Source organism: Streptomyces sp. NPDC037271, from assembly GCF_055603605.1.
On record NZ_JBVJVN010000005.1, the window covers coordinates 44,358 to 65,308 of the forward strand.

Here is a 20,951-nt window from a genome sequence, read left to right on the forward strand (position 1 = left end):
CGACCCCCCCCCCCCCCCCCCCCCCCCCCCCCCCCCCCCCCCCCCCCCCCCCCCCCCCCCCCCCCCCCCCCCCCCCCCCCCCCCCCCCCCCCCCACTCCCGTGTGCCGTCCCGTTCCCCACAGGTGACGGATGCCACCCTGCCCCGAGGCACCGGTGGTCACGCAACTCGCCCCGCGCCGGAACGCGCGCGGGGCCGCACCCCCGTCGCCGGGGATGCGGCCCTGAACCGCTGTGCCGTACCGCCTACTTGGTGATCAGGCTGCGCAGCACGTACTGCAGGATGCCGCCGTTGCGGTAGTAGTCCGCCTCACCGGGGGTGTCGATGCGGACGACCGCGTCGAACTCGACCCCGGTGTCGGTGGTGACCTTCACCGTGCGCGGGGTCGTGCCCTCGTTCAGCTCGGTGACGCCGGAGACGGAGAAGGACTCCTCGCCGGTCAGGCCGAGGGAGGCCGCGGACTGGCCCTCCGGGAACTGGAGCGGCAGGACGCCCATGCCGATGAGGTTCGAGCGGTGGATGCGCTCGTAGGACTCGGCGATGACGGCCTTGACGCCGAGGAGCGCGGTGCCCTTGGCGGCCCAGTCGCGGGACGAGCCGGAGCCGTACTCCTTGCCGGCCAGGACGACGAGCGGGATGTTCTGCTCGATGTAGTTGCGGGAGGCGTCGTAGATGAACGACACCGGACCGCCGTCCTGGGTGAAGTCGCGGGTGTAGCCGCCCTCGGTGCCCGGCGCGATCTGGTTGCGCAGGCGGATGTTGGCGAACGTACCGCGGATCATGATCTCGTGGTTGCCGCGGCGCGAGCCGTAGCTGTTGAAGTCGCGGCGCTCGACGCCGTGCTCCGTGAGGTACTTGCCGGCCGGGGTGTCGGCCTTGATGGCACCGGCGGGCGAGATGTGGTCCGTCGTCACCGAGTCGCCCAGCTTGGCGAGCACGCGGGCGCCGGAGATGTCCTCGACCGGGGCCGGCTCCATGCCCATGCCCTCGAAGTACGGGGGCTTGCGGACGTAGGTGGACTCGGCGTCCCACTCGAAGGTGTCGCCGGTCGGGATCGACAGCGCCTGCCACTGGGCGTCGCCCGCGAAGACGTCGCTGTAGGACTTGGAGAACATGTCCTCGCCGATGGCGTTGGCGACGACGTCGTTGACCTCGGCCTCGGAGGGCCAGATGTCCTTCAGGTAGACCGGGTTGCCGTCCTGGTCGGTGCCCAGGGCCTCCTTGGTGATGTCCACCTTCATGGAGCCCGCGAGCGCGTAGGCGACGACCAGCGGCGGCGACGCCAGGTAGTTCATCTTGACGTCGGGGTTGATCCGGCCCTCGAAGTTCCGGTTGCCGGAGAGGACCGAGGTGACGGCGAGGTCGTGGTCGTTGACGGCCTTGGAGACCTCGTCCGGCAGCGGGCCGGAGTTGCCGATGCAGGTGGTGCAGCCGTAGCCGACGAGGTTGAAGCCGACCTTGTCGAGGTACGGGGTCAGGCCCGCCTTCTCGAAGTAGTCGGTGACGACCTTGGAGCCCGGGGCGAGGGTGGTCTTGACCCACGGCTTGCGGGTCAGGCCCTTCTCGACCGCCTTCTTGGCCACCAGGGCGGCGGCGACCATGACGTACGGGTTGGAGGTGTTGGTGCAGGAGGTGATGGCCGCGACCGTCACCGCGCCGTGGTCCAGCTCGTAGGTCGTGCCGTCGGGGGCGGTGACCGGGACCGGGTTGGACGGCACGCCGTTGGAGACGGCGGGGGCGTCGGAGGCCGGGAAGGACTCCTGGCCCGCCTCGTCCACGCTGTCGACGTAGTTGCGTACGTCCTGCTTGAACTGCTCGGCGGCGTTGGCGAGGACGATGCGGTCCTGCGGGCGCTTCGGGCCGGCGATGGACGGCACGACCGTCGACAGGTCGAGCTCCAGCTTCTCGGAGAAGTCCGGCTCGGCCTTCGGGTCCAGCCAGAGGCCCTGCTGCTTGGCGTACGCCTCGACCAGGGCGACCTGCTGGTCGCTGCGGCCGGTCAGGCGCATGTAGTTCAGCGTCTCGTCGTCGATCGGGAAGATCGCGGCGGTGGAGCCGAACTCCGGCGACATGTTGCCGATGGTGGCGCGGTTGGCGAGGCTCGTGGCCGCCACACCCTCGCCGTAGAACTCGACGAACTTGCCGACGACGCCGTGCTTGCGCAGCATCTCGGTGATCGTGAGCACCAGGTCGGTGGCGGTGGTGCCGGGGGTCAGCTCGCCGGTCAGCTTGAAGCCGACGACGCGCGGGATCAGCATGGAGACCGGCTGGCCGAGCATCGCGGCCTCGGCCTCGATGCCGCCGACGCCCCAGCCGAGGACGCCGAGGCCGTTGACCATGGTGGTGTGCGAGTCGGTGCCGACCAGGGTGTCGGGGTAGGCCTTGCCGTCACGGGTCATGACGACGCGGGCCAGGTGCTCGATGTTCACCTGGTGGACGATGCCGGTGCCCGGCGGGACGACCTTGAAGTCGTCGAAGGCGGTCTGGCCCCAGCGCAGGAACTGGTAGCGCTCCTTGTTGCGGCCGTACTCCAGGTCGACGTTCTGCTGGAAGGCGTCGTTGGTGCCGAACTTGTCGGCGATGACGGAGTGGTCGATGACCATCTCGGCCGGGGAGAGCGGGTTGATCTTGTTCGGGTCGCCGCCCAGCGCCTTGACTGCCTCACGCATGGTGGCGAGGTCGACCACGCAGGGCACGCCGGTGAAGTCCTGCATGATCACGCGGGCCGGCGTGAACTGGATCTCCTGCGACGGCTGGGCCTGCGAGTCCCAGCCGCCGAGGGCGCGGATGTGGTCGGCGGTGATGTTCGCGCCGTCCTCGGTGCGGAGCAGGTTCTCCAGCAGCACCTTCAGGCTGTAGGGAAGGCGCGCGGAGCCCTCGACCTTGTCCAGCCGGAAGATCTCGTACGACTCGTCGCCCACCTGCAGTGTGCTGCGGGCGTCGAAGCTGTTCGCCGACACGACAGTCTCCTTCATTTATGTGCGCGTACCACCGCATCCTGCCGCCACGCCGCCCTGGCCGATCCGCTAAGGTAAGGCTAAGTTAGGGAACCCTTACCAGGGTGGCGGCTGCGGTGCGCCTCGGCAGATATCTCGATGTCGAGATAACTCTAGTACATGGGGGCGGCCTGGTCATGCCCGGGCGCGGTGTGGCGTGCACCCCATCCCGAGTGACCCGTGCGGCCATCACTACGCCGAACGGGGGTATCCGACTCGCACCGGGACCACCCGGCACGACTCGGCAGGAGGCACGATGCCCCTCACGTTCCGCAAGAGCTTCCGGATCCTCCCCGGAGTACGGCTGAACATCAACAAACGTTCCTGGCCCCTCACGACCGGCGGCCGGAACGGCCCGCGCCACACCCGCAGCAGCACGGGACGTCGTACGACATCGTGGGATTTGCCCGGACCTTTCGGATGGCGGCGTACCCGCTCGACCAGGCATCATTGAGGCGGCGTTGACAGCTCGTCACCCGGGCGGACCCCCCGAGAGGCGACATCTCATATCTGAGATAGCCTCAACCTCATGGCAGACGACTACCTCGTACGCATCGGCAAGCTCATCCGTGACGCCCGGCAGCACCGTGGCTGGACACAGTCACAGCTTGCGGAGGCGCTCGGCACCAGTCAGAGCGCCGTCAACCGCATCGAGCGCGGCAACCAGAACATCAGCCTTGAGATGATCGCCCGCATCGGCGAAGCGCTGGACAGCGAAATCGTCTCTCTCGGCTACTCGGGTCCGATGCACCTGCGTGTGGTCGGCGGCCGGCGCCTCTCCGGCGCCATCGACGTGAAGACCAGCAAGAACGCCTGCGTGGCCCTGCTGTGCGCCTCGCTGCTCAACAAGGGGCGCACGGTGCTCCGCCGGGTCGCCCGCATCGAGGAGGTCTACCGCCTCCTGGAGGTGCTGAACTCCATCGGCGTACGCACCCGCTGGATCAACGACGGCACCGACCTGGAACTCGTGCCGCCGGCCGAGCTGGACATGGAGGCCATCGACGCCGAGGCGGCCGTCCGCACCCGCTCGATCATCATGTTCCTCGGCCCGCTGCTGCACCGCATGGACCGCTTCCGGCTGCCCTACGCGGGTGGCTGCGACCTCGGCACCCGGACCATCGAGCCGCACATGATCGCGCTGCGCCGGTTCGGCCTGGACGTCGCCGCGACCGAGGGCCACTACCACGCGGTGGTCGACCGGCAGGTGCGCCCGGACCGGCCGATCGTGCTGACCGAGCGGGGCGACACGGTCACCGAGAACGCGCTCCTCGCCGCCGCCCGCCACGACGGCGTCACCGTCATCCGCAACGCCTCCTCCAACTACATGGTCCAGGACCTCTGCTTCTTCCTGGAGGCCCTGGGCGTACGGGTCGAGGGCATCGGCACCACCACCCTCACCGTGCACGGCCTGCCGGTCATCGACGCCGACGTGGACTACTCGCCCTCCGAGGACCCGGTCGAGGCGATGAGCCTGCTCGCCGCCGCCGTGGTCACCGAGTCGGAGCTGACGGTCCGCCGCGTCCCCATCGAGTTCCTGGAGATCGAGCTGGCGGTCCTGGAGGAGATGGGCCTCGACCACGACCGCACCCCGGAGTACTTCGCGGACAACGGCCGCACCCGCCTGGTGGACCTCACCGTCCGCCCCTCCAAGCTCGAAGCGCCGATCGACAAGATCCACCCGATGCCCTTCCCGGGCCTGAACATCGACAACGTCCCCTTCTTCGCGGCCATCGCGGCCTCCGCGCAGGGCCAGACCCTCATCCACGACTGGGTCTACGACAACCGCGCCATCTACCTCACGGACCTGAACCGCCTGGGCGGCCGCCTCCAACTCCTGGACCCCCACCGCGTCCTGGTCGAGGGCCCCACCCGCTGGCGCGCCGCCGAGATGATGTGCCCGCCGGCCCTGCGCCCCGCCGTGGTGGTCCTGCTGGCGATGATGGCGGCGGAGGGCACGTCCGTGCTGCGCAACGTGTACGTCATCAACCGGGGTTACGAGGACCTGGCGGAGCGGCTGAACTCGATCGGGGCGCAGATCGAGATCTTCCGGGACATCTGAGAGCCTTCAGAAACAACGCCACTAAACCCCTCCTGTGTATGTAAGCCAGGAGGGGTTCTGCTTCGCCTGTGGGACTTCTCAGGGACTTTTGGGCCGAGGCCGAGAGGCCGAGAGATGTCGGCCTCAGGGGCTGGAGGACGGATTGCCCGGCACTCCACGTAATGCGTCACCGGCAGGACGTCGGCCTGAGCGAGTCATAGAAAAGCACAGTTCAGGGCAGGTGTCGGCTCCCTGCCCCTGTCACGCCCAGAGCCCGTCCCGCTCACTGCGGACGCAAGCTTGTGATGCCCCTTACCGCTTCTCCGCCGACGTTCATGAGGTGGCCCGTGCCTGCCGCTGCATCTTCCCTCATCCCGCCGGTACTGGTGAAGCTGGGTCCGCTGGGCGCCGGGCAAGTCGCTGACCTGCGGCGCTTCCCTGAGCTGGTGCCGGACCCGCGTGCGAGGCGGGGCCGCTGGTACTCGTTGACCGCGCTCCTCCTTCGGACACGCCGACGCAAGAGCCGCGAGACCGTCTACGCCGTCACCAGCCTCGACGCCCACCAGACCACACCCGCCGAACTCGCCGCAGCGATCCGCGGCCGCTGGACCGTGGAGTCCCTGCACCACATGAGAGACGTGACCTACGCCGACAGCGCCTCCACCCGTCCACACCGGCACCGCACCCCGCGCCATGGCCACACTTCGCAACCTCGCCATCGGCCTGCTCAAAACCCTCGGAGCCGCCAACGTCGCCAAACCACCCGCGCAACCCGAGACCAGCCCGAACGAGCCCTCCCACTCCTGGGCACCACCGACAACCCCGACGCTCAGGAAACTTGATCAAGCCCTGCCGCGCGCCGCAGCCGAGGGGGCATCTGCGCGTCCAGGGCGTCGGCGTGTGCGGCCGCGACCTCGGGCACCGAGACCTCCCGGTCCTCGCGGACATGGCCTACATCGGTGCAGACGACTGGGTCACCACGGCGAAGCTTCGCCCGCCTGAAGTCCTGGCGCCGTCTTCCTGCTGCTCGACGAGCCGACGTCCCACCTGGACGCCGTCAACGAAGCCGCGCTCACCGCCGCGATGCGGGACGTGGCGCAGGAGTGCGCCGTCCTGGTGATCGCGCACCGGCTGTCCACGGCCCAGCACGCGGACCGGATCGTCGTGATGGACGAGGGCAGAGCCGTCGTCTGCGGACGTCACGAGGAACTCTTCACCAGCAGTCCCACCTACCGCGAACTGGCCGCCGGCCAGATGCTCCGCCCGGCCGACACCCGGACCTCCCCGGTGACGACCGTGAATCCGCCCGCACCACCCGCTGTGAGCCGGCGGCCGGACACGAGACCGAGAGCGCCTCGGCCTGTCGTGTGATGTCCAGGAAGGTGCGGGACCGGCCGCGCCCGCGGCGGCCCGCCGGGCCGCCGCGGCCAAGGCACGACACCACCCGGGAAACCGCGTCCGGGGGTCTACTCGCGCAGTCGCAGCAGGTCGCCGAATCCCATGCGGTGGACGAAGCTCTCCCGGACGAGGTCGGAGAAGGCCATGACGTGGTCGACACCGGCTTCGGTGAAGTCGACGACGGTACGGAAGGGTTTGTGCCCGCGGGGCAGGGCGAGCACCCGCGCGATCTCGTCGGCGACACGTTGAGGATCCGGGTCAAGGCCGGGCCGGACCAGACTTGCCGTGGCGTCCTCGTTGCGGGCGACCATCGGGTCGAGGGCGGAATAGGCGGATGCGACCGTGGCGTCGGATGCGCGGCTCGCACGGGGGAAATGAGAGGTTCCCCGCGTGATGGCACCGGGCATGACGATGCTGGTCTCGATGCCGAACGGGGCCACCTCGTAGGAGGTCGCCACGGCCAGCGTGTCGAAGGCTGCCTTGGAGGCCGCATAGGGACCGAGGAACGGCGGCGTGGAGACGATGATGGTGCTGCCCACGTACAGCAGCGTGCCGGAGCCCTGTTCACGCAGGTGGGGCAGGGCGGCGCGGTTGACGCGGTGGGCGCCGACCGCGTTGATGTCGAGGAGGTGGGTCAGGTCGTCGTCGGTGAACGCCTCGGCGTAGCCGACGCAGAGATGACCGGCGTTGTTGACGACGACATCGAGGTGGCCCGCACGGTCGACCACGGTACGCACCGCGGCGTCGGCCGATTCCTGGGAGGACACGTCGAGTTGCACCGCCACGAGGTCGAGGTTCTCGGCGGCCGCGATCCTCGCCATCTCAGCAGCAGTGGCCGCGCCGTCCTCGCTGGTGAGGGAACGCATGCCGGCGTAGACACGGTGACCCTGCCGGGCGAGGGTGAGTGAGGTCAGGCGGCCGATACCGGTACTGGAACCGGTGATGAGGACGACGGACATCACGCGGCCCCGCCGTTGGCGTACAGCACCTGGCCGTTCACCCAGCGCCCCGGACCCGCGACGAACGCCGTGACCTCGGCGATGTCCGCGGGCGTGCCCAGACGCTCCATCGGGTTGAGACTCGCGATGTGCTGAACGACCTGCTCGCTCTTGCCCTCGAAGAACAGGGGTGTGGCAGTGGGTCCCGGCGCGACGGCGTTGACAGTGATGTCACGGCCGCGCAGTTCCCGGGCGAGGATCAGGGTCATTGCCTCGACGGCACCCTTGCACGCCGCGTAGGGGCCGTAGTTCGGCATCTGCAGCCGCGTCACGGAAGTGGAGAAGTTGATGATCGCCCCACCGGAGCGGACCTGTCGGGCGGCGAGCTGGTTGACGACGAACGTGCCGCGGACGTTCGTCCGCTGGATGCGGTCGAAGGTGTCCAGGTCCATCTGCGTGATCGGGGCGAGCGGCATGATGCCGGCCGTGTGCGCGACGACGTCGACACCGCCGAAGGTGTCGGTGGCGTGGTCGAACAGTGCCGCCATCGCCTCCGGGTCGGCGACGTCACCTCCGAAGACTGTGGCTCGACCACCCAGGGCGGCGACAGCCTCCGCAGCCTCCCGCGCCTTCGCCTCGTTCGAGCTGTAGTGCACGACCACGGAGACCTTGTCCTTCGCCAGGCGTTCGACGACGGCTCTGCCGATACCCCCCGAGCCGCCGGTCACGACGGCGACGCGTGAAGAGGTCTGAGTTGCGGACATGAGGACTCCTAGCTATGTGGACTTCCTGTACATATAACGGTAGCCGAATAAAGACACCCCGTCCACTAAGCTGGGCACCGCTGGCCCAGCGGAAGGAGTGGCCCCATGACGGACGAGCCGTTGAGTGCATCCCCACCTCGTCGTGGACGTGGGCGACGACCGGCGGCCGAAGTGCGGGCGGGGGTGCTGCGGGCAGCCGCCGCCCTGCTGCTGAACGAGGGGATCAAGGCCGTCACCTTCGACCGGGTCGCCAAGGCGGCCGGGTCCAGCAAGATGACCCTGTACAAATGGTGGCCGTCCGCCGGAGCGCTCGCGGCAGAGGCGTTCTTCGCGCACAGCGAGCACCAGCTGGAGTTCCCGGACACCGGCGACATCAGGGCCGACCTGACCTCCCAGCTCCGCGCTTTCGTCCGGCTGATCACGCACGCCGACACGGGGACGGCCATCGCGGGGCTGATCGGGGTGGCGCAGACCGACCCGGAGCTGTCCGCGGCGTTCTCCCAGCACTACTCCGCACCACGCCGGGCCCTGGCGCTCACCGTGTTCGAGAGGGCCCGCGACCGCGGGCAGCTCCGCGGTGACATCGATCTCGGCATCCTCGTGGACCAGCTGTGGGGCGCCTGCTACAACCGTCTGCTCATCCCCGACGCACCCTTGAACGAGGACTACGCCATCGCCCTCGTGAACAACGTCCTGGATGGCGCCTCGACGGCGTAAGGACTGAAACCTGGTCGCCGGAGCGGCGGAAGCGGCACCCCGTCGACGGGGTGGGCCGGTGGGCCTTGCCGTGTCTGTCGCAGTGCGCGACGAGTTCGACGCGGTGCCGCATCTCCGTGGTCGGCGGGGTGGGGCGGCTTGGATGCGCTGCCACGTGGAGGCGGCACTCGTCCCGAGGCGGCGCTCGTCCCGAGACGGCGCTCGTCCCGAGACGGCGGAGACGGCGGTGCGCGTCACCCCGCGAAGGTGACTGTCCGAGGGTTACTCCTTCAACCCCCCTTCGTGCGCGGTGAGTTCGAAGCCGCGATCGGCCACGTCGAAGTTTCTCTCTTGTGGACCGCTTGTACATTTCTGTGTATCGTCTCAAGTGGATGCGGCGTCCATATCTTGTGGAGGGGGTGAACCCTGCCCGGCCGGAAGGCCGGCCGCCGAGCAGCACCTTTCTCGGTCACATGGCGACCGGTTGTACCCCCACGCGACGCGCTGATGCCTTGCCGTGCCGAGGAACGCAGATCCTGCCGTAATCATCCCCGCGAGGAGAGACACACCATGTCCGATCCTGACGACCTTTCAGGTGATGAGCACAGTCGCCGGAGTGTGCTCAAGGCCGGCGCCGTCGGCGCCGCCGTGGCCACGGCGGGCGGCGTAGCGCCGCTCGCGTTTGCCTCTCCGACCGCCGCCGGTGCGGAAGGCGCGCTGTCGTCCCCGGCTCCGACGGCCGAAGTGACCCTTCGCGTCAACGGCAGGGAGCGGCGTGTCACGGTGGAATCCCGCGTCACCTTGTTGGACACCCTGCGTGAGCGCCTGGGTGTGACGGGCCCGAAGAAGGGCTGCGACCGCGGTGAGTGCGGCGCCTGCACCGTTCTGGTCGAGGGCCGGCGGATCAAGTCCTGCATGACGCTTGCCGTCATGGAGGACGGCCGTGAGATCACCACGGTCGAAGGCTTGGCCCGCGGCGACGAACTGCACCCCGTGCAGGCGGCGTTCATCCAGCGGGATGCCTTCCAGTGCGGGTTCTGCACATCGGGGCAGATCATGTCCGCCGTCGCCTGCATCGAGGAGGGCCATGCCGGGTCCGACGCCGAGATCCGGGAGTGGATGAGCGGCAACCTGTGCCGGTGCGGCTGCTATCCGAACATCGTCGAAGCGGTACGCGACGCCGCGAAGGGGAACAAGCGGTGAAACTCTTCGACTACGCGCGTTCGGCGCGTGCGGCCGACGCCGTGCGCCTGGTTGCGGGCCACCCCGGTGGCGCGTTCATCGGGGGCGGGACCGAGCTGACGAATCTGATGAAGGACGGCGTCCTCGCTCCCGACCTCGTCGTGGACGTGAGCACGCTGGCGCTGGCGGACGTCGGCATGAGGCGAGGCCGACTGCACATCGGTGCCACGGCCCGGATGAGTGATGTCGCGGACCACCCGGTGGTCCGCGAACAGTTCCCGGTCCTGTCCGAAGCACTGCTGGCCTCCGCCTCCCCGCAGGTCCGCAACAGGGCCACGATCGGCGGGAACCTCATGCAACGGACCCGGTGCTGGTACTACCGGGACATCGGCAGCCCCTGCAACAAACGTGAACCCGGCAGCGGATGCCCGGCCATCGAAGGGCAGAACCGCTGGCACGCGATCCACGGAGGCAGTGATCACTGCATCGCCGTCCATCCGTCCGATCTGGCCGTCGCGCTGACCGCTCTCGACGCGACGGTACTCACCCTCGGACCGGACGGGCGCCGGTCCATCCCCGTCGAGGACTTCTACCGCCTGCCCGGTACGGCCCCCGACAGGGAGACGGCGCTGCGACACGGCGAACTCATCACCGGTGTCGACATCCCCGAAGGCGGACCGGCGGCAGGCTCGCGCTACCTGAAGTTGCGCGACCGGGCCTCGTTCGAGTTCGCCGTAGTCTCCGTGGCGGCTGCCCTGACCCGAAGGGGAGGAGTCGTCACCGACGTGCGGCTCGCCTTCGGCGGCATCGCCACCAGGCCGTGGCGCTCAAAGGGCGCCGAGGCGGCCCTGAGCGGCCGCCCGCTGACCCGAGCCACCATCACGGCAGCCGGCAAGGCCCTGGTCGAACACGCTCAGCCGCGTGAACACAACGCGTTCAAGGTCGAGTTGGTGCAACGCGCCCTCACCGACATCCTCGAGGACCTCGGAGGTCGCGCATGAGTCCGATCGTCGGAAGCCCCGTGGCCAGGACCGACGGACGCGCCAAGGTCACGGGTGCGGCCACCTACACCGCGGACGTCCAGGTCCGCGGAGCCCTGTACGGCCACCTCGTCCTCAGCACCGTCGCCAACGGACGAGTCACCCGCATCAGCACCCAGGACGCCGAGCGTTCGCCCGGTGTGGTCGCCGTCTTCACCCACGAGAACATGCCCCGCCTGACCGTTCCCACCTCGCAGCTCGCGGCCTACTGGAAGCGCACCGTCCCCCTGCAGAACGCGGACATCCACCACAGCGGCCAGCCCGTGGCCTATGTGGTGGCAGACACTCTGGAGCAGGCTCAGCACGCGGCGTCGCTCGTCAGCGTCTCCTACGACACCCGCACGCCCCGGGCCAGCCTCGCCGACGCCATGGACGAGGCGTACGTACCCCCGCCGGGCCTGGAAGGTCCCAACGAGGTCATCCGCGGCGACGTCGAGGCGGGGCTGGCGCAGGCGGACGTCCGCATCGACGTCGGCTACACCACCCCCATGCACCACCACAACGCCCTGGAGCCGTCTGCGACCACGGCCGTCTGGGACGGCGACCTGCTGACGGTGTACGAAACCGCGCAGGGCATCGGCGCCACCCGTCTCAGCCTCTCCGAAGCGCTCGGTGACCTGCCTGTGGAGAACGTCCGTGTGCTGTCCCCGTTCCTGGGCGGAGGCTTCGGCGCGAAGGGCCCGGTGTGGCCGCACACCCTGTTCACCGCCGCCGTCTCCCGCCGTCTGAAGCGTCCGGTCAAGCTGGTGCTCTCCCGCGCCCAGGCGTACACCTCCAACGGTCACCGCCCCGAGTCCCACCAGCGGTTCAGGATCGGAGCCAAGCGCGACGGCACGCTCACCGCGATCGACCACGTCACCACATCCCAGGTCAGCCGTACCGAGGACCTGCTGTTCAACACCAGCGAACCCACGCGCATGCTGTACGCCTGTCCCCACGTCCACGTGGCCCACAGGGCCGTGAAGCTGCACCTGCCCGCTCCGAGCAACATGAGGTCACCGGAGGTCGTGGCCTCCCACGGTCTGGAGACGGCTCTCGACGAGCTGAGCTACGAACTGGGCATGGACCCCATCGAGCTTCGACTGCGCAATCACACCTCTGTCAATCCTGACAACGGAGCCGCCTTCGGCAGTAAGCACCTGCGGGAGTGCTACCGCCGCGGAGCGGACGGATTCGGCTGGAGCAAGCGCGATCCGCGGCCCGGGTCGATGCGTGACGGGGACACCCTGGTCGGCTGGGGCATGGCGTCCGCGGCGCATACGGCCGGCGGAAGGCCGGGAGCGGGCGCGCGTGTCGTGATCTCCGCCGACGGGAGAGCAGCGGTCCAGGTCGCCACCCACGACATCGGCACCGGTACGTACACGGTGATGTCGCAAGTGGCCGCGGACAGCCTGGGAGTCGAGTTCGACGACGTGGACTTCGAACTCGGCGACACCGATTTCCCGTACGCGTTCGTCTCCGCCGCGTCGGCCACCGTCCCCGGCGTGGGGGCCGCGGTCAATCGCGCATGCACCACCGCGCGCCGGACCGTGATCGACATCGCTGTCGCGGACACACGCTCTCCCCTCCACCGCGTCCCGGCCGACCGGATCACGGTCGAGAGCGGTGTCCTGTACGACACCGAACGGCCCAGGCGCCGCGACACCGTCCGTGCGGTCGTCACCCGGCACGGCCGGCCGGTGGAGGCGACCACCAGCCCCGTCGCCACTCCCCCCGGTTACTCCACGGGGGCCGTTTTCGCGGAAGTACGGGTCGACCCCGGGCTCGGACAGGTCCGCGTCACCCGCATGCACGGGGTGTTCGACGCCGGCCGCATCCTCAACCGCAGGACACTGCGCAGCCAGGCGATCGGCGGGGCGGTCTGGGCCGTCGGCTTCACCCTGACCGAGCACACCCTGGTCGACCACCACCTGGGGCGGATCGTCAACCCCAACCTGTCGGGCTACCTGGTACCCGTCAACGCCGATGTTCCCGAGATCCACATCGGCTTCGTGGACAAGCCCGACCCGGTCTTCGAGGAAGCGTTCGGAGCGCGGGGGTTCGGGGAGACGCCGATGACCGGGATGACGGCAGCCATCGGCAACGCCGTCTACCATGCCACCGGGCGCCGCATCCGCGATCTTCCCCTCACCCAGGACAGGATCATCGGGGACGGGGAAGCGGAATGACCGGCGTGTGGGAGCAGGTCCACCGTTTCTGGGAAGCCGGCACACCCTGCGCGGTCGCCACGGTGGTCTCGACGTACGGCTCGGCCCCCCGTCGGCCCGGAGCCGTCATGGTCTGCGCCCCGAACGGAACCGTCACCGGCAGCGTGTCGGGCGGCTGCGTCGAAGGCGCCGTGTACGACCTGGCGCAGCAGGTCATGCAGGACGGCATCCCCGTGCTCGAACGCTACGCGGTGAGCGACGACGACGCCGGAGCGGTCGGTCTGACGTGCGGCGGAACCATCGAAGTCTTCATCGAGCGCGTCGACCGGCACTCCTTCCCCGAACTGGGCACCCTTGTCCGGCACATGCGGGACGAGGTGGCCGTCGCTCTGGCCACGATCGTCGAGGCCGACGGGCCGGTACGCGCTGGAAAGCACCTCGTGTGCTGGGACGGTGGCACGAGCGGCAGCACGGGCGATCCCGCCTTCGACGGTGACACCGTGGGTACCGTCGGACGCCTGCTCGAGCAGGGGCGCTCCGGTGTGTTGCGCAGAGACTCGGCCGACGAGGACTCCAGTCCCGGCCCGCGGATATTCGTCAACTCCCTCGTGCCGCCGCCGCGCATGCTGATCTATGGATCCAACGAGTTCGCCGCGGCCCTCGCCCGCCAAGGCGTACTGCTCGGCTTCCGGGTCACGGCGTGCGACGCGCGGCCGGTGTTCACCACCCCCGAGCGTTTTCCGGACGCGGCCGAGGTCGTCGTGGACTGGCCCCACCGCCACCTCGCCGCCGAGTCGGCGGCAGGGCGGATCGACGGCCGGACCGTGGTCGTGTCGCTCACCCACGATCCCAAGTTCGACGTGCCCCTGCTTCAGGCGGCGCTGCGGATGGACCTGGCCTACGTCGGCGCCCTGGGCTCCCGCCGGAGCACCGAGCGACGCGGGGCATCGCTGCAGGCCGCGGGGGTGCGCCACGACGAACTGACCAGGCTCAGTTCCCCCGCCGGGCTCGACCTGGGTGGTGCCGATCCAGCGGAGACCGCCCTGGCCGTCTGCGCCGAAATCCTCCTCCTCCGCCATGGCGGCCGCGGTGCCCGGCTGTCCGGGGGCACGGGTCCGATCCACCGGGAGGAGGCCCCGGCGGCCGTTCCCTCCCTGTCGGGGGCGGGGCACCTGTGATTCCGGGAATCACGGACCGCCCAGCCGCAGCGCTCGGCGACCTGACACACGAGGTCTTCGTACGGCGGCCTGGATCCGCCGAGACACGGGAGATGAAGCGATGAACGATGTGTCGCGCAGGCAGGGCCCGGATCCGCACGGCAGGTTGAGGCGAACGGCCCTGGGGCTGTCGAGCGGGGTCCTGTCCTTGGGCCTCGTACTGAGCGGTTGTTCCGGATCGCCCGAGGAGCCACGGTCCAGGGCGTCGCTGCCGGCGACCGCGTCCGCGCCGCCCGGCGGCAGGGACGCCGTGGCGACGCTCGGCGAGCCCACCGAGGTGACCACCGGTCTCGACGCACCGTGGGGGCTGACCTTCCTGCCGGACGGTTCGGCACTCGTCTCCGAACGGATCACCGGCAAGATCCGGCGCGTCCCTGCCGACGGCGGAAGGGCGCGGACGGTCGGGGTCGTCCCCGACGTGCGCGCCACCTCCGAGGGAGGACTGCTCGGCATCGTCGCCTCACCCGACTTCGCCGACGACCGCACGGTCTACGCCTCGGTCTCCGGCGCCACGGAGAACCGGATCGTCGCACTCACGATCGCAGAAGACTTCCGCTCCCTCACCCTCAACCGGGTCCTGCTCGACGGCATCCGGACCGCCGACCGTCACCACGGCGGCCGCATCGTCGTCGGACCCGACGGCCACCTGTGGATCGGCACCGGCGACGCCTTCGAACCCGAGAACGCGGCGGACGACGAATCCCTCAACGGCAAGATCCTGCGCATCGCCACCGACGGCTCCGTCCCGCGCGACAATCCGGGGGACTCACCGATCTACTCCAGCGGGCACCGAAACGTCCAGGGCATCGCCTTCGGCCCCGACCGCACCGCCTACGCCTCAGAACTCGGGCACCGCACCTGGGACGAGGTGAACGTGCTCCGCGCGGGCGCCGACTACGGATGGCCCGAGTCCGAGGGCACCCGGGGATCGGCCGGCGAGGAACCCATCGCGGTCATCCACCCCGACGACGCCAGTCCGTCCGGGGTCGCCTACGCCGAGGGGTCACTGTGGATCGGCGCCCTCGGCGGCCAGCGGCTCTGGCAACTGCCCGTCGACGCCACCGTCGCCACCGCGGAGCCCATCACCCACCACAGAGGTGACTACGGCCGTATCCGCACCGTCGAGGTCGCGCCCGACGGAGCGCTGTGGATCGTCACCTCCAACACCGACCTCGCCACCTGGGGCGGCACCGACCCGCGCCCAGGCGACGACCGCATCCTGCGCATCGAGGTCGACCAGCCCTGACTACGGCCGACACGACACCTCAACTTCGTTCTCCGGCAGCAAGGTGTACGTCATCGGGACGGTAGGAAGGGCCCCAGCTGGGGCTCTCGACGCCATCGATGTCCCCCTTCCCGGCGGTGACGAGTTGGTGCGTGACAGCGGATGAGGTGTCGTGCCTGGTCGGAGCACATGATGCAGACGGAGGCCACACCCCTTCGGACCTGCGTAAACACGCGGAAAGAGGGGGCGTTGCGGCACCTCTGGGACTTTTCTGGGACTGTTGGCCGGAACCGAAGACGTCGTCTTGTGTGCCGGAGCGAGTCCAGGAGAAGGGCCAAGTCGGGACGGGCCTTGACCCAAGGCCCGCATCGGCCACTGAGGCCGATCCTTTGGAGTGGACACCCTGACAATGGATCTTGATTGGTCCAGGGAGGGGTGTCCAGGTGGGACGCTCGTCGCATGAAACCCGGTGTCCGCTCCCGGGGATCAACCTCAATGAAGGTCCGCCCCGTTGCGGATAACGCGAAGAGGGCATCCGGCCTTGCCTCGGTCCGGGCCCTGGCGCAGCGCTCGGCCCCGCCCTCCGTGGGGTCGGGCGCTACCGGTACAGGCCGGGCAACTCGACCTCAACAGCCCGTGCCTCTTCCTCAGAGGGCTCGCCAACAATCCCCTCGTCCGGGTGAGTGGCAGCACGCCAGCCCGATCGCCTATGCCGGCCTCGGCGTCGTCGGCTCCGAGACTGGAGCAGCCCTTCGGGCCGGCTGCCCGGCCCCTTCCCGGCCGCGGGAAGGGGCCGGTGGTCATGTGTCGAAGGCTTCGGTCATGGCGTCGAGGTCGGCCAGGAGCGCCGTCAGCCGGTGCGCGGGGATGCTGTCGATCATGCGTTCCTCGATGGCGTAGACGGCGCTGCGGGCGGCGTGCAGGCGCTGTCGGCCGGTATCGGTCAGGTGGATGGGCAGGGCGCGGCCGTGGTCGGTGCTGGTGGCTTGGGTGATCAGACCTGCGTCCTTGAGGCCGCGCAGGACGACGTTGGCCGACTGCCGGGTGACGAAGGTGCCGCGGGCGAGGTCAGCGTTGGACAGGCCGGGTTGTTCGTCGAGGAGTTCGAGGCAGGAGTACTGCGGGACGGTGAGGTCGTGCTCGCGCAGGGCCTTGTCCATGGCGCCGCGCAGAGCGGCGGAGGCCTTCTTGAGCCGGTATCCCACGTGTTCGGTGACGTCCTTGGCTGGATGCGGCGGGGGAACGGGTACCTGGTCTTCCATGTCAGCATTTTGACATAGCGACGGCGGATGCCTACTGTCCCCTATGTCAAAGTTCTGACTTCACGTCTCCGCTGACCAACCCTGGGAGAGATCATGACCGCCACCGTCGAAGGCCTCGACTTCATCGCCCTGCAGGTCAGGGACGTACCGGCTGCGGCCGCGTTCTTCGAGGAGAAACTCGGACTGCGCCGGGCCCCCGGGCCGGCGCACGCGGTCGTCTTCGCCACGACCCCGATCCCGTTCGCCGTCCGGGAGCTGCTGCCCGGCGTTGACCTGGACACCGTCGCCCGTCCTGGCCTGGGCGTGGCTCTGTGGCTGCGCACCTCTGATGCCCCGGCGCTGCGCGAGCAGCTCCTCGCCGCCGGCACACAGGACGTCACCCCCCTCCAGGACAGCCCTTTCGGGCCGACGTTCTCCTTCACCGGACCCGAGGGCTACCGGCTCACCGTGCACGGAGGCTGACCGTGAAGGGGGCCGAGCGACGTCCGATGCGGCGAGTGGGCCCTCTGCTCGAAGAGCTTGGGGGAGCGTGCCGGGCGTCGGGCAGCAGACGGGACTTTGCGGACACGGCCTAAGGCGACAACCGGATCTCCGTCCCGACGGCCTACCGCTACCTCCATGAGGGACTGACCGTGCTCGCCGACCACGCCGCCCCGCAGCTACTCATCGCGGCAGGTCGCAGAACGGGCTCAGGGGCTGAGGGACGGAATGCCCGGCACTACACACGTGATGGGTCACGGGCAGGGCGTCGGCCTGAACGACTCATGGACGAGGACAAGTGGGGCCGTGTGGTCGACCCACTGCCTTACGGTCACACTCACACACCCTCCACGAGCCCATCTCCAGACCCTGTTCGGTGAGCCGGACGGTGCGGGTGCCCGCCTGGCGGATCTCGCCGGGCGAGACCGCGTCGGCACGGCTGTTCGACTGAGCTGCATGCGGGGCCGGGCCAGGTCCCTCGGATCCTGCCGACGGCCCGCTCAATCGTCGGACAGCTCCGTACGGCCGTAGGGGGGCGTGGTGGCACCTCTGCGACTTCTCTGGGACGCACGGGGTGCGACGCAGGCGGGGCCGGAGGGACGTGTCGTCCCTCCGGCCCCGCCGTGCTGCCTGGGCCCCGCCGGCCTCCGCGCGGGACCGGTTGTCCCGGGGGCTCAGGCGGTCGGTGGGTCCGCCGGTCAGTAGGCGGAGTCGACGTTGTCCATGGAGCCGTACTTGTCGGCCGCGTAGTTGCAGGCGGCGACGATGTTGGCGACCGGGTCGGTGATGGAGTCCTTCGTGCCCTTGACGTGGTAGGCGTCGAAGGTGGGCTGGATCGTCTGGAGCAGGCCCTTCGAGGGAATGCCGTTCTGGGCGTTGACGTCCCAGTTGTTCTGCGCGTTCGGGTTGCCGGACGACTCGCGCATGATGTTGCGGTGCACGCCCTCGTAGGTGCCCGGGATGTTCTTGGCGTGCATGACGTCCAGGGCGGTGCGGATCCAGCCGTCGAGGTCGTCGCCGTGCTTCTTCTCGCCGGCCTTGACGATGGCCTCGATCTTGTCGGTCTGGGCCTGGGTCTGCGCGGTGGAGGCCTTGGCCGGCTCGGCGGCGTGCGCCGGGCTCGGGACGAGGGTGAGGCTGACGGCGGCGGCGCCCGCGGCGGCGAGGGAGGCCACGGCGGACTTGCGGATGTGGGGGCGGCGCATGAGGGCGTGCATGGGTGTACCTCTCCATTCGGGAACGTGATGGGGAGGCCGACGGGGGGTCGGCGACGCGGTGTCCGCGCGGGACGCGTCTTCGCGTCATCAGGGCCGGTGTCTGGATCCCGGACGGGCTTTCCCCGTCCCGGTCCGGCGCTCGGCTCCCCGGTACGCCGAACACACTGCGGAACGTTCCGGCGCCGCGACAAGTGTGTGACCTACTACGTCGCATCGCAGACCGGCCGCGTGACCGCCCGGACGGCTGGCGACCACGGGGGCAAGCGGCCGTCGAGCGTCTACTAACCCCGGCCCCGTGTGACGTGAGTCCTGTGCGCGCCCTCACAGAGCCGCTCACCCGGCGGTCAGTTCTCGTCACCCTGCGGAGGCAGGTGCCTCACGCAACGGAACGGCACGGTCACCTGGCGGGGTCGCGAGGCAGGCCGACGTTCCGGTATCAGGCGATAGGGGGTGCACGGGGACTCGCCTCGGCGAGCCCGCGTGCCCAGGTCCGTGAGCAGGTCGTTCAGCACCGTTTCCTCCTCGACCCGGACACCGCGCTCGGCGAGAGCGACGGCGAGGGCTGGGTGGGGCCCACAGGAGGTCATCTCGCCCGACCCTTCCACCGCGGTCCCGAGCTCACATGGGAGTTGCGCACACGCACTCCGCCCAGACCGTCTTGCCCGGACCTCCCGGCCGGAGGTGCCAGCCCCAGCGGGTGGCGAGACCCGCGACCAGCAGCAGCCCTCGGCCGCTGGTGTCCTCCGGGTCGGGGGCGGGCAGCGCGTCCGGTTCGGGTGGTGTGCGTTCCGTACGGGTGTCGGTGACCTCGATCCTGACCGTGCGGGCGTGTTCGCTCGCGTGCAGGAGCAGATGGAAGTCCCGGCTGGGGACGTGACCGTGTCGTACCGCGTTGGCGGTCAGCTCACCGACGACCAGCACGATCTCCTCGTGCGGGCCGGTGCCGTAGGGGATTCCCCAGGCGTCCAACCGGTGTGCGGCCAGCCGGCGGGCGAGGCGGGCGCCCCGTGGGGCGGAAGTGAAACGCATCTCGAATGTGCGGTTCCAGTCGCCGCTGAGACAGTCGGGTTGGGAGGCGCTGATGGGGCTGGGGAGTTGGCTCGTCATGCCGGCAACGGTGTCTTCGGTCGCGTAGCGTGACCAGCGGTGACGCACCGACGCGGCCCGTTGTACGCGTTGGGGCGGTACGGGTACGAGACGCGCGGCGTGACGAGGCCGCCGGGGCGGCGTTGGGGTCAGGGAGGCGGTAGCGATGACCGAGGTTGCACGCGAAGGGGCCGACGCCGTGGTGGCGGACGACGCGGGCCAGGCGACGGCGGACACGTCCGGCCAGGCCGTGGTCGTCGCGTTCGGGCAGACGATGAAGACGCTGCGGGTACGGGCGGGGCTGGAGCGGGAGGAGTTCGGGCGGCGGATCGGGTATTCGGCGTCCACGGTCGCGTCGTACGAGCAGGGGCGGCGGATCCCCTCACCCAGGACGATCGAGCGTGCCGACGAGGTTCTGGACGCGGGCGGGTTGCTGACGGTGTGGAAGGAGCAGGTGGAGCGGGCTCAGTATCCGGTGTTCTTCCAGGGGATGGCGACGCTGGAGAAGGAGGCCCTTGAGCTGCTTGCGTACGACACCCACGTTCTCAACGGTCTGCTGCAGACGGAGGAGTACACGAGGGCCGTACTCGACATGCGGCGCCCGGTCTTGGACCAGGAGACCGTCGAGCAACGGGTGGCGGCCCGGTTGGCCCGGCAGGACATCTTCAACCGGTGGCCCGCGCCTCTGCTGAGCTTCGTACTCGAAGAAGCGGCACTGCGGCACCCTTGGGGAGGCAAGGCCGTGCATCGGGGTCAGTTGGAACTTCTGCTCCTGATCGGTGAAAAGCAGAATGTCGAGCTGCAAGTCATGCCAACAGAGCGCGAGTACAACGCCGGGGTAGACGGCGCGTTCACGGTGATCACACGCAAGGACGGAATGAGGTTCGTCTACACCGAAGTTCAAGGAACCAGCGCCCTTCAAACCGAGCCGGAGCAGACGACTCTCGCCGCCGCCCGCTATGGGATCATCCGATCGCAGGCTCTCCCATCCCGAGAGTCGTTCGACTTCGTGGAAAGGTTGCTGAGATCGCTATGAGAAGCTCTGAGTCCTCAGCCGTAGCCTCCGGCCTCGCTTGGTTCAAGAGCAGCTACAGCGGAGCCGAGGGTGGCCAGTGCGTCGAGGTCGCGGCCGATACGGGAGTCGTACACATCCGGGACTCCAAGGCCATGGCCGGACCCGTCATCCGTGTGTCACGTGAAGCGTGGGCCGGGTTCGTCGGAGAGGCCTGACGGTCGTGCGTCAACCGTGAGCCCTGCCGCCTGATC

The 20,951-nt window shown here is 69.4% G+C and carries 17 protein-coding genes and 1 pseudogene; 12 read left to right on the forward strand and 6 right to left on the reverse strand.

Annotation, left to right across the window (positions count from 1 at the left end; genetic code table 11):
- Positions 1–244: 244 nt before the first annotated feature.
- Positions 245–2,959 (reverse strand): aconitate hydratase AcnA, encoded by a 2,715-nt coding sequence (acnA, locus tag ACZ7G3_RS11890; protein ID WP_470925010.1) that lies wholly within the window; start codon positions 2,957–2,959, stop codon positions 245–247.
- Between the two features lie 292 nt (positions 2,960–3,251).
- Between acnA and ACZ7G3_RS11895 the strand changes: the two genes are divergently transcribed.
- The 3 genes and pseudogenes from ACZ7G3_RS11895 to ACZ7G3_RS11905 form a co-directional block, all read left to right on the forward strand.
- Positions 3,252–3,449, forward strand: coding sequence for a DUF4236 domain-containing protein (locus tag ACZ7G3_RS11895; RefSeq protein ID WP_470925011.1), 198 nt, complete (start codon positions 3,252–3,254; stop codon positions 3,447–3,449).
- Positions 3,450–3,524: 75 nt separating this feature from the next.
- Positions 3,525–5,054 (forward strand): helix-turn-helix domain-containing protein, encoded by a 1,530-nt coding sequence (locus ACZ7G3_RS11900; RefSeq protein WP_426598009.1) that lies wholly within the window; start codon positions 3,525–3,527, stop codon positions 5,052–5,054.
- A gap of 999 nt (positions 5,055–6,053) precedes the next feature.
- Positions 6,054–6,404, forward strand: a pseudogene (locus ACZ7G3_RS11905) (hypothetical protein); the annotation flags it as partial.
- 95 nt (positions 6,405–6,499) lie between these two features.
- Here the strand turns inward: ACZ7G3_RS11905 and ACZ7G3_RS11910 are convergent.
- On the reverse strand, positions 6,500–7,390 hold the full coding sequence (locus ACZ7G3_RS11910) for an SDR family oxidoreductase (RefSeq protein ID WP_470925013.1): 891 nt from the start codon (positions 7,388–7,390) through the stop codon (positions 6,500–6,502).
- The gene (locus ACZ7G3_RS11915; protein WP_470925014.1) at positions 7,390–8,133 is read right to left on the reverse strand and encodes an SDR family oxidoreductase; all 744 of its coding nucleotides are present in this window, start codon (positions 8,131–8,133) and stop codon (positions 7,390–7,392) included. Before ACZ7G3_RS11915 ends, ACZ7G3_RS11910 begins: the two co-directional genes overlap by 1 nt.
- A 105-nt stretch (positions 8,134–8,238) precedes the next feature.
- On the opposite strand from ACZ7G3_RS11915, the gene ACZ7G3_RS11920 reads away from it, so the two are divergent.
- From ACZ7G3_RS11920 to ACZ7G3_RS11945, 6 genes are all read left to right on the forward strand, one after another.
- Positions 8,239–8,850, forward strand: a complete 612-nt coding sequence (locus ACZ7G3_RS11920; protein WP_470925016.1) for a TetR-like C-terminal domain-containing protein — start codon at positions 8,239–8,241, stop codon at positions 8,848–8,850.
- A 549-nt stretch (positions 8,851–9,399) separates the two neighbouring features.
- Entirely contained in the window at positions 9,400–10,032 is a 633-nt protein-coding gene (locus tag ACZ7G3_RS11925; RefSeq protein ID WP_426526047.1) for a (2Fe-2S)-binding protein, read from the forward strand.
- Complete coding sequence (locus tag ACZ7G3_RS11930; protein WP_470925018.1) at positions 10,029–11,012, forward strand: FAD binding domain-containing protein; 984 nt, start codon at positions 10,029–10,031, stop codon at positions 11,010–11,012. Before ACZ7G3_RS11925 ends, ACZ7G3_RS11930 begins: the two co-directional genes overlap by 4 nt.
- Positions 11,009–13,219 (forward strand): xanthine dehydrogenase family protein molybdopterin-binding subunit, encoded by a 2,211-nt coding sequence (locus ACZ7G3_RS11935; RefSeq protein WP_381944832.1) that lies wholly within the window; start codon positions 11,009–11,011, stop codon positions 13,217–13,219. The genes ACZ7G3_RS11930 and ACZ7G3_RS11935 overlap by 4 nt, the downstream gene beginning before the upstream one ends.
- A complete protein-coding gene (locus tag ACZ7G3_RS11940) occupies positions 13,216–14,376 on the forward strand; it encodes an XdhC family protein (RefSeq protein WP_470925020.1) in 1,161 nt (386 codons plus the stop codon). The genes ACZ7G3_RS11935 and ACZ7G3_RS11940 overlap by 4 nt, the downstream gene beginning before the upstream one ends.
- Positions 14,377–14,665: 289 nt before the next feature.
- Positions 14,666–15,661, forward strand: coding sequence for a PQQ-dependent sugar dehydrogenase (locus ACZ7G3_RS11945; protein ID WP_470925022.1), 996 nt, complete (start codon positions 14,666–14,668; stop codon positions 15,659–15,661).
- A 779-nt stretch (positions 15,662–16,440) separates the two neighbouring features.
- Here the strand turns inward: ACZ7G3_RS11945 and ACZ7G3_RS11950 are convergent.
- The gene (locus ACZ7G3_RS11950; protein WP_470925023.1) at positions 16,441–16,902 is read right to left on the reverse strand and encodes a MarR family winged helix-turn-helix transcriptional regulator; all 462 of its coding nucleotides are present in this window, start codon (positions 16,900–16,902) and stop codon (positions 16,441–16,443) included.
- A gap of 93 nt (positions 16,903–16,995) precedes the next feature.
- Between ACZ7G3_RS11950 and ACZ7G3_RS11955 the strand changes: the two genes are divergently transcribed.
- Positions 16,996–17,364, forward strand: a complete 369-nt coding sequence (locus ACZ7G3_RS11955) for a VOC family protein (protein WP_426526035.1) — start codon at positions 16,996–16,998, stop codon at positions 17,362–17,364.
- A 716-nt stretch (positions 17,365–18,080) separates the two neighbouring features.
- Here the strand turns inward: ACZ7G3_RS11955 and ACZ7G3_RS11960 are convergent.
- Both ACZ7G3_RS11960 and ACZ7G3_RS11965 read right to left on the reverse strand, forming a co-directional pair.
- A complete protein-coding gene (locus ACZ7G3_RS11960) occupies positions 18,081–18,599 on the reverse strand; it encodes a transglycosylase SLT domain-containing protein (RefSeq protein WP_470925025.1) in 519 nt (172 codons plus the stop codon).
- Between the two features lie 618 nt (positions 18,600–19,217).
- Positions 19,218–19,706, reverse strand: a complete 489-nt coding sequence (locus tag ACZ7G3_RS11965; RefSeq protein ID WP_470925027.1) for an ATP-binding protein — start codon at positions 19,704–19,706, stop codon at positions 19,218–19,220.
- Between the two features lie 145 nt (positions 19,707–19,851).
- On the opposite strand from ACZ7G3_RS11965, the gene ACZ7G3_RS11970 reads away from it, so the two are divergent.
- Together ACZ7G3_RS11970 and ACZ7G3_RS11975 are read left to right on the forward strand one after the other, a co-directional pair.
- A complete protein-coding gene (locus ACZ7G3_RS11970; RefSeq protein ID WP_470925028.1) occupies positions 19,852–20,721 on the forward strand; it encodes a helix-turn-helix domain-containing protein in 870 nt (289 codons plus the stop codon).
- The gene (locus ACZ7G3_RS11975) at positions 20,718–20,915 is read left to right on the forward strand and encodes a DUF397 domain-containing protein (RefSeq protein WP_426598002.1); all 198 of its coding nucleotides are present in this window, start codon (positions 20,718–20,720) and stop codon (positions 20,913–20,915) included. The genes ACZ7G3_RS11970 and ACZ7G3_RS11975 overlap by 4 nt, the downstream gene beginning before the upstream one ends.
- Positions 20,916–20,951 lie beyond the last annotated feature (36 nt).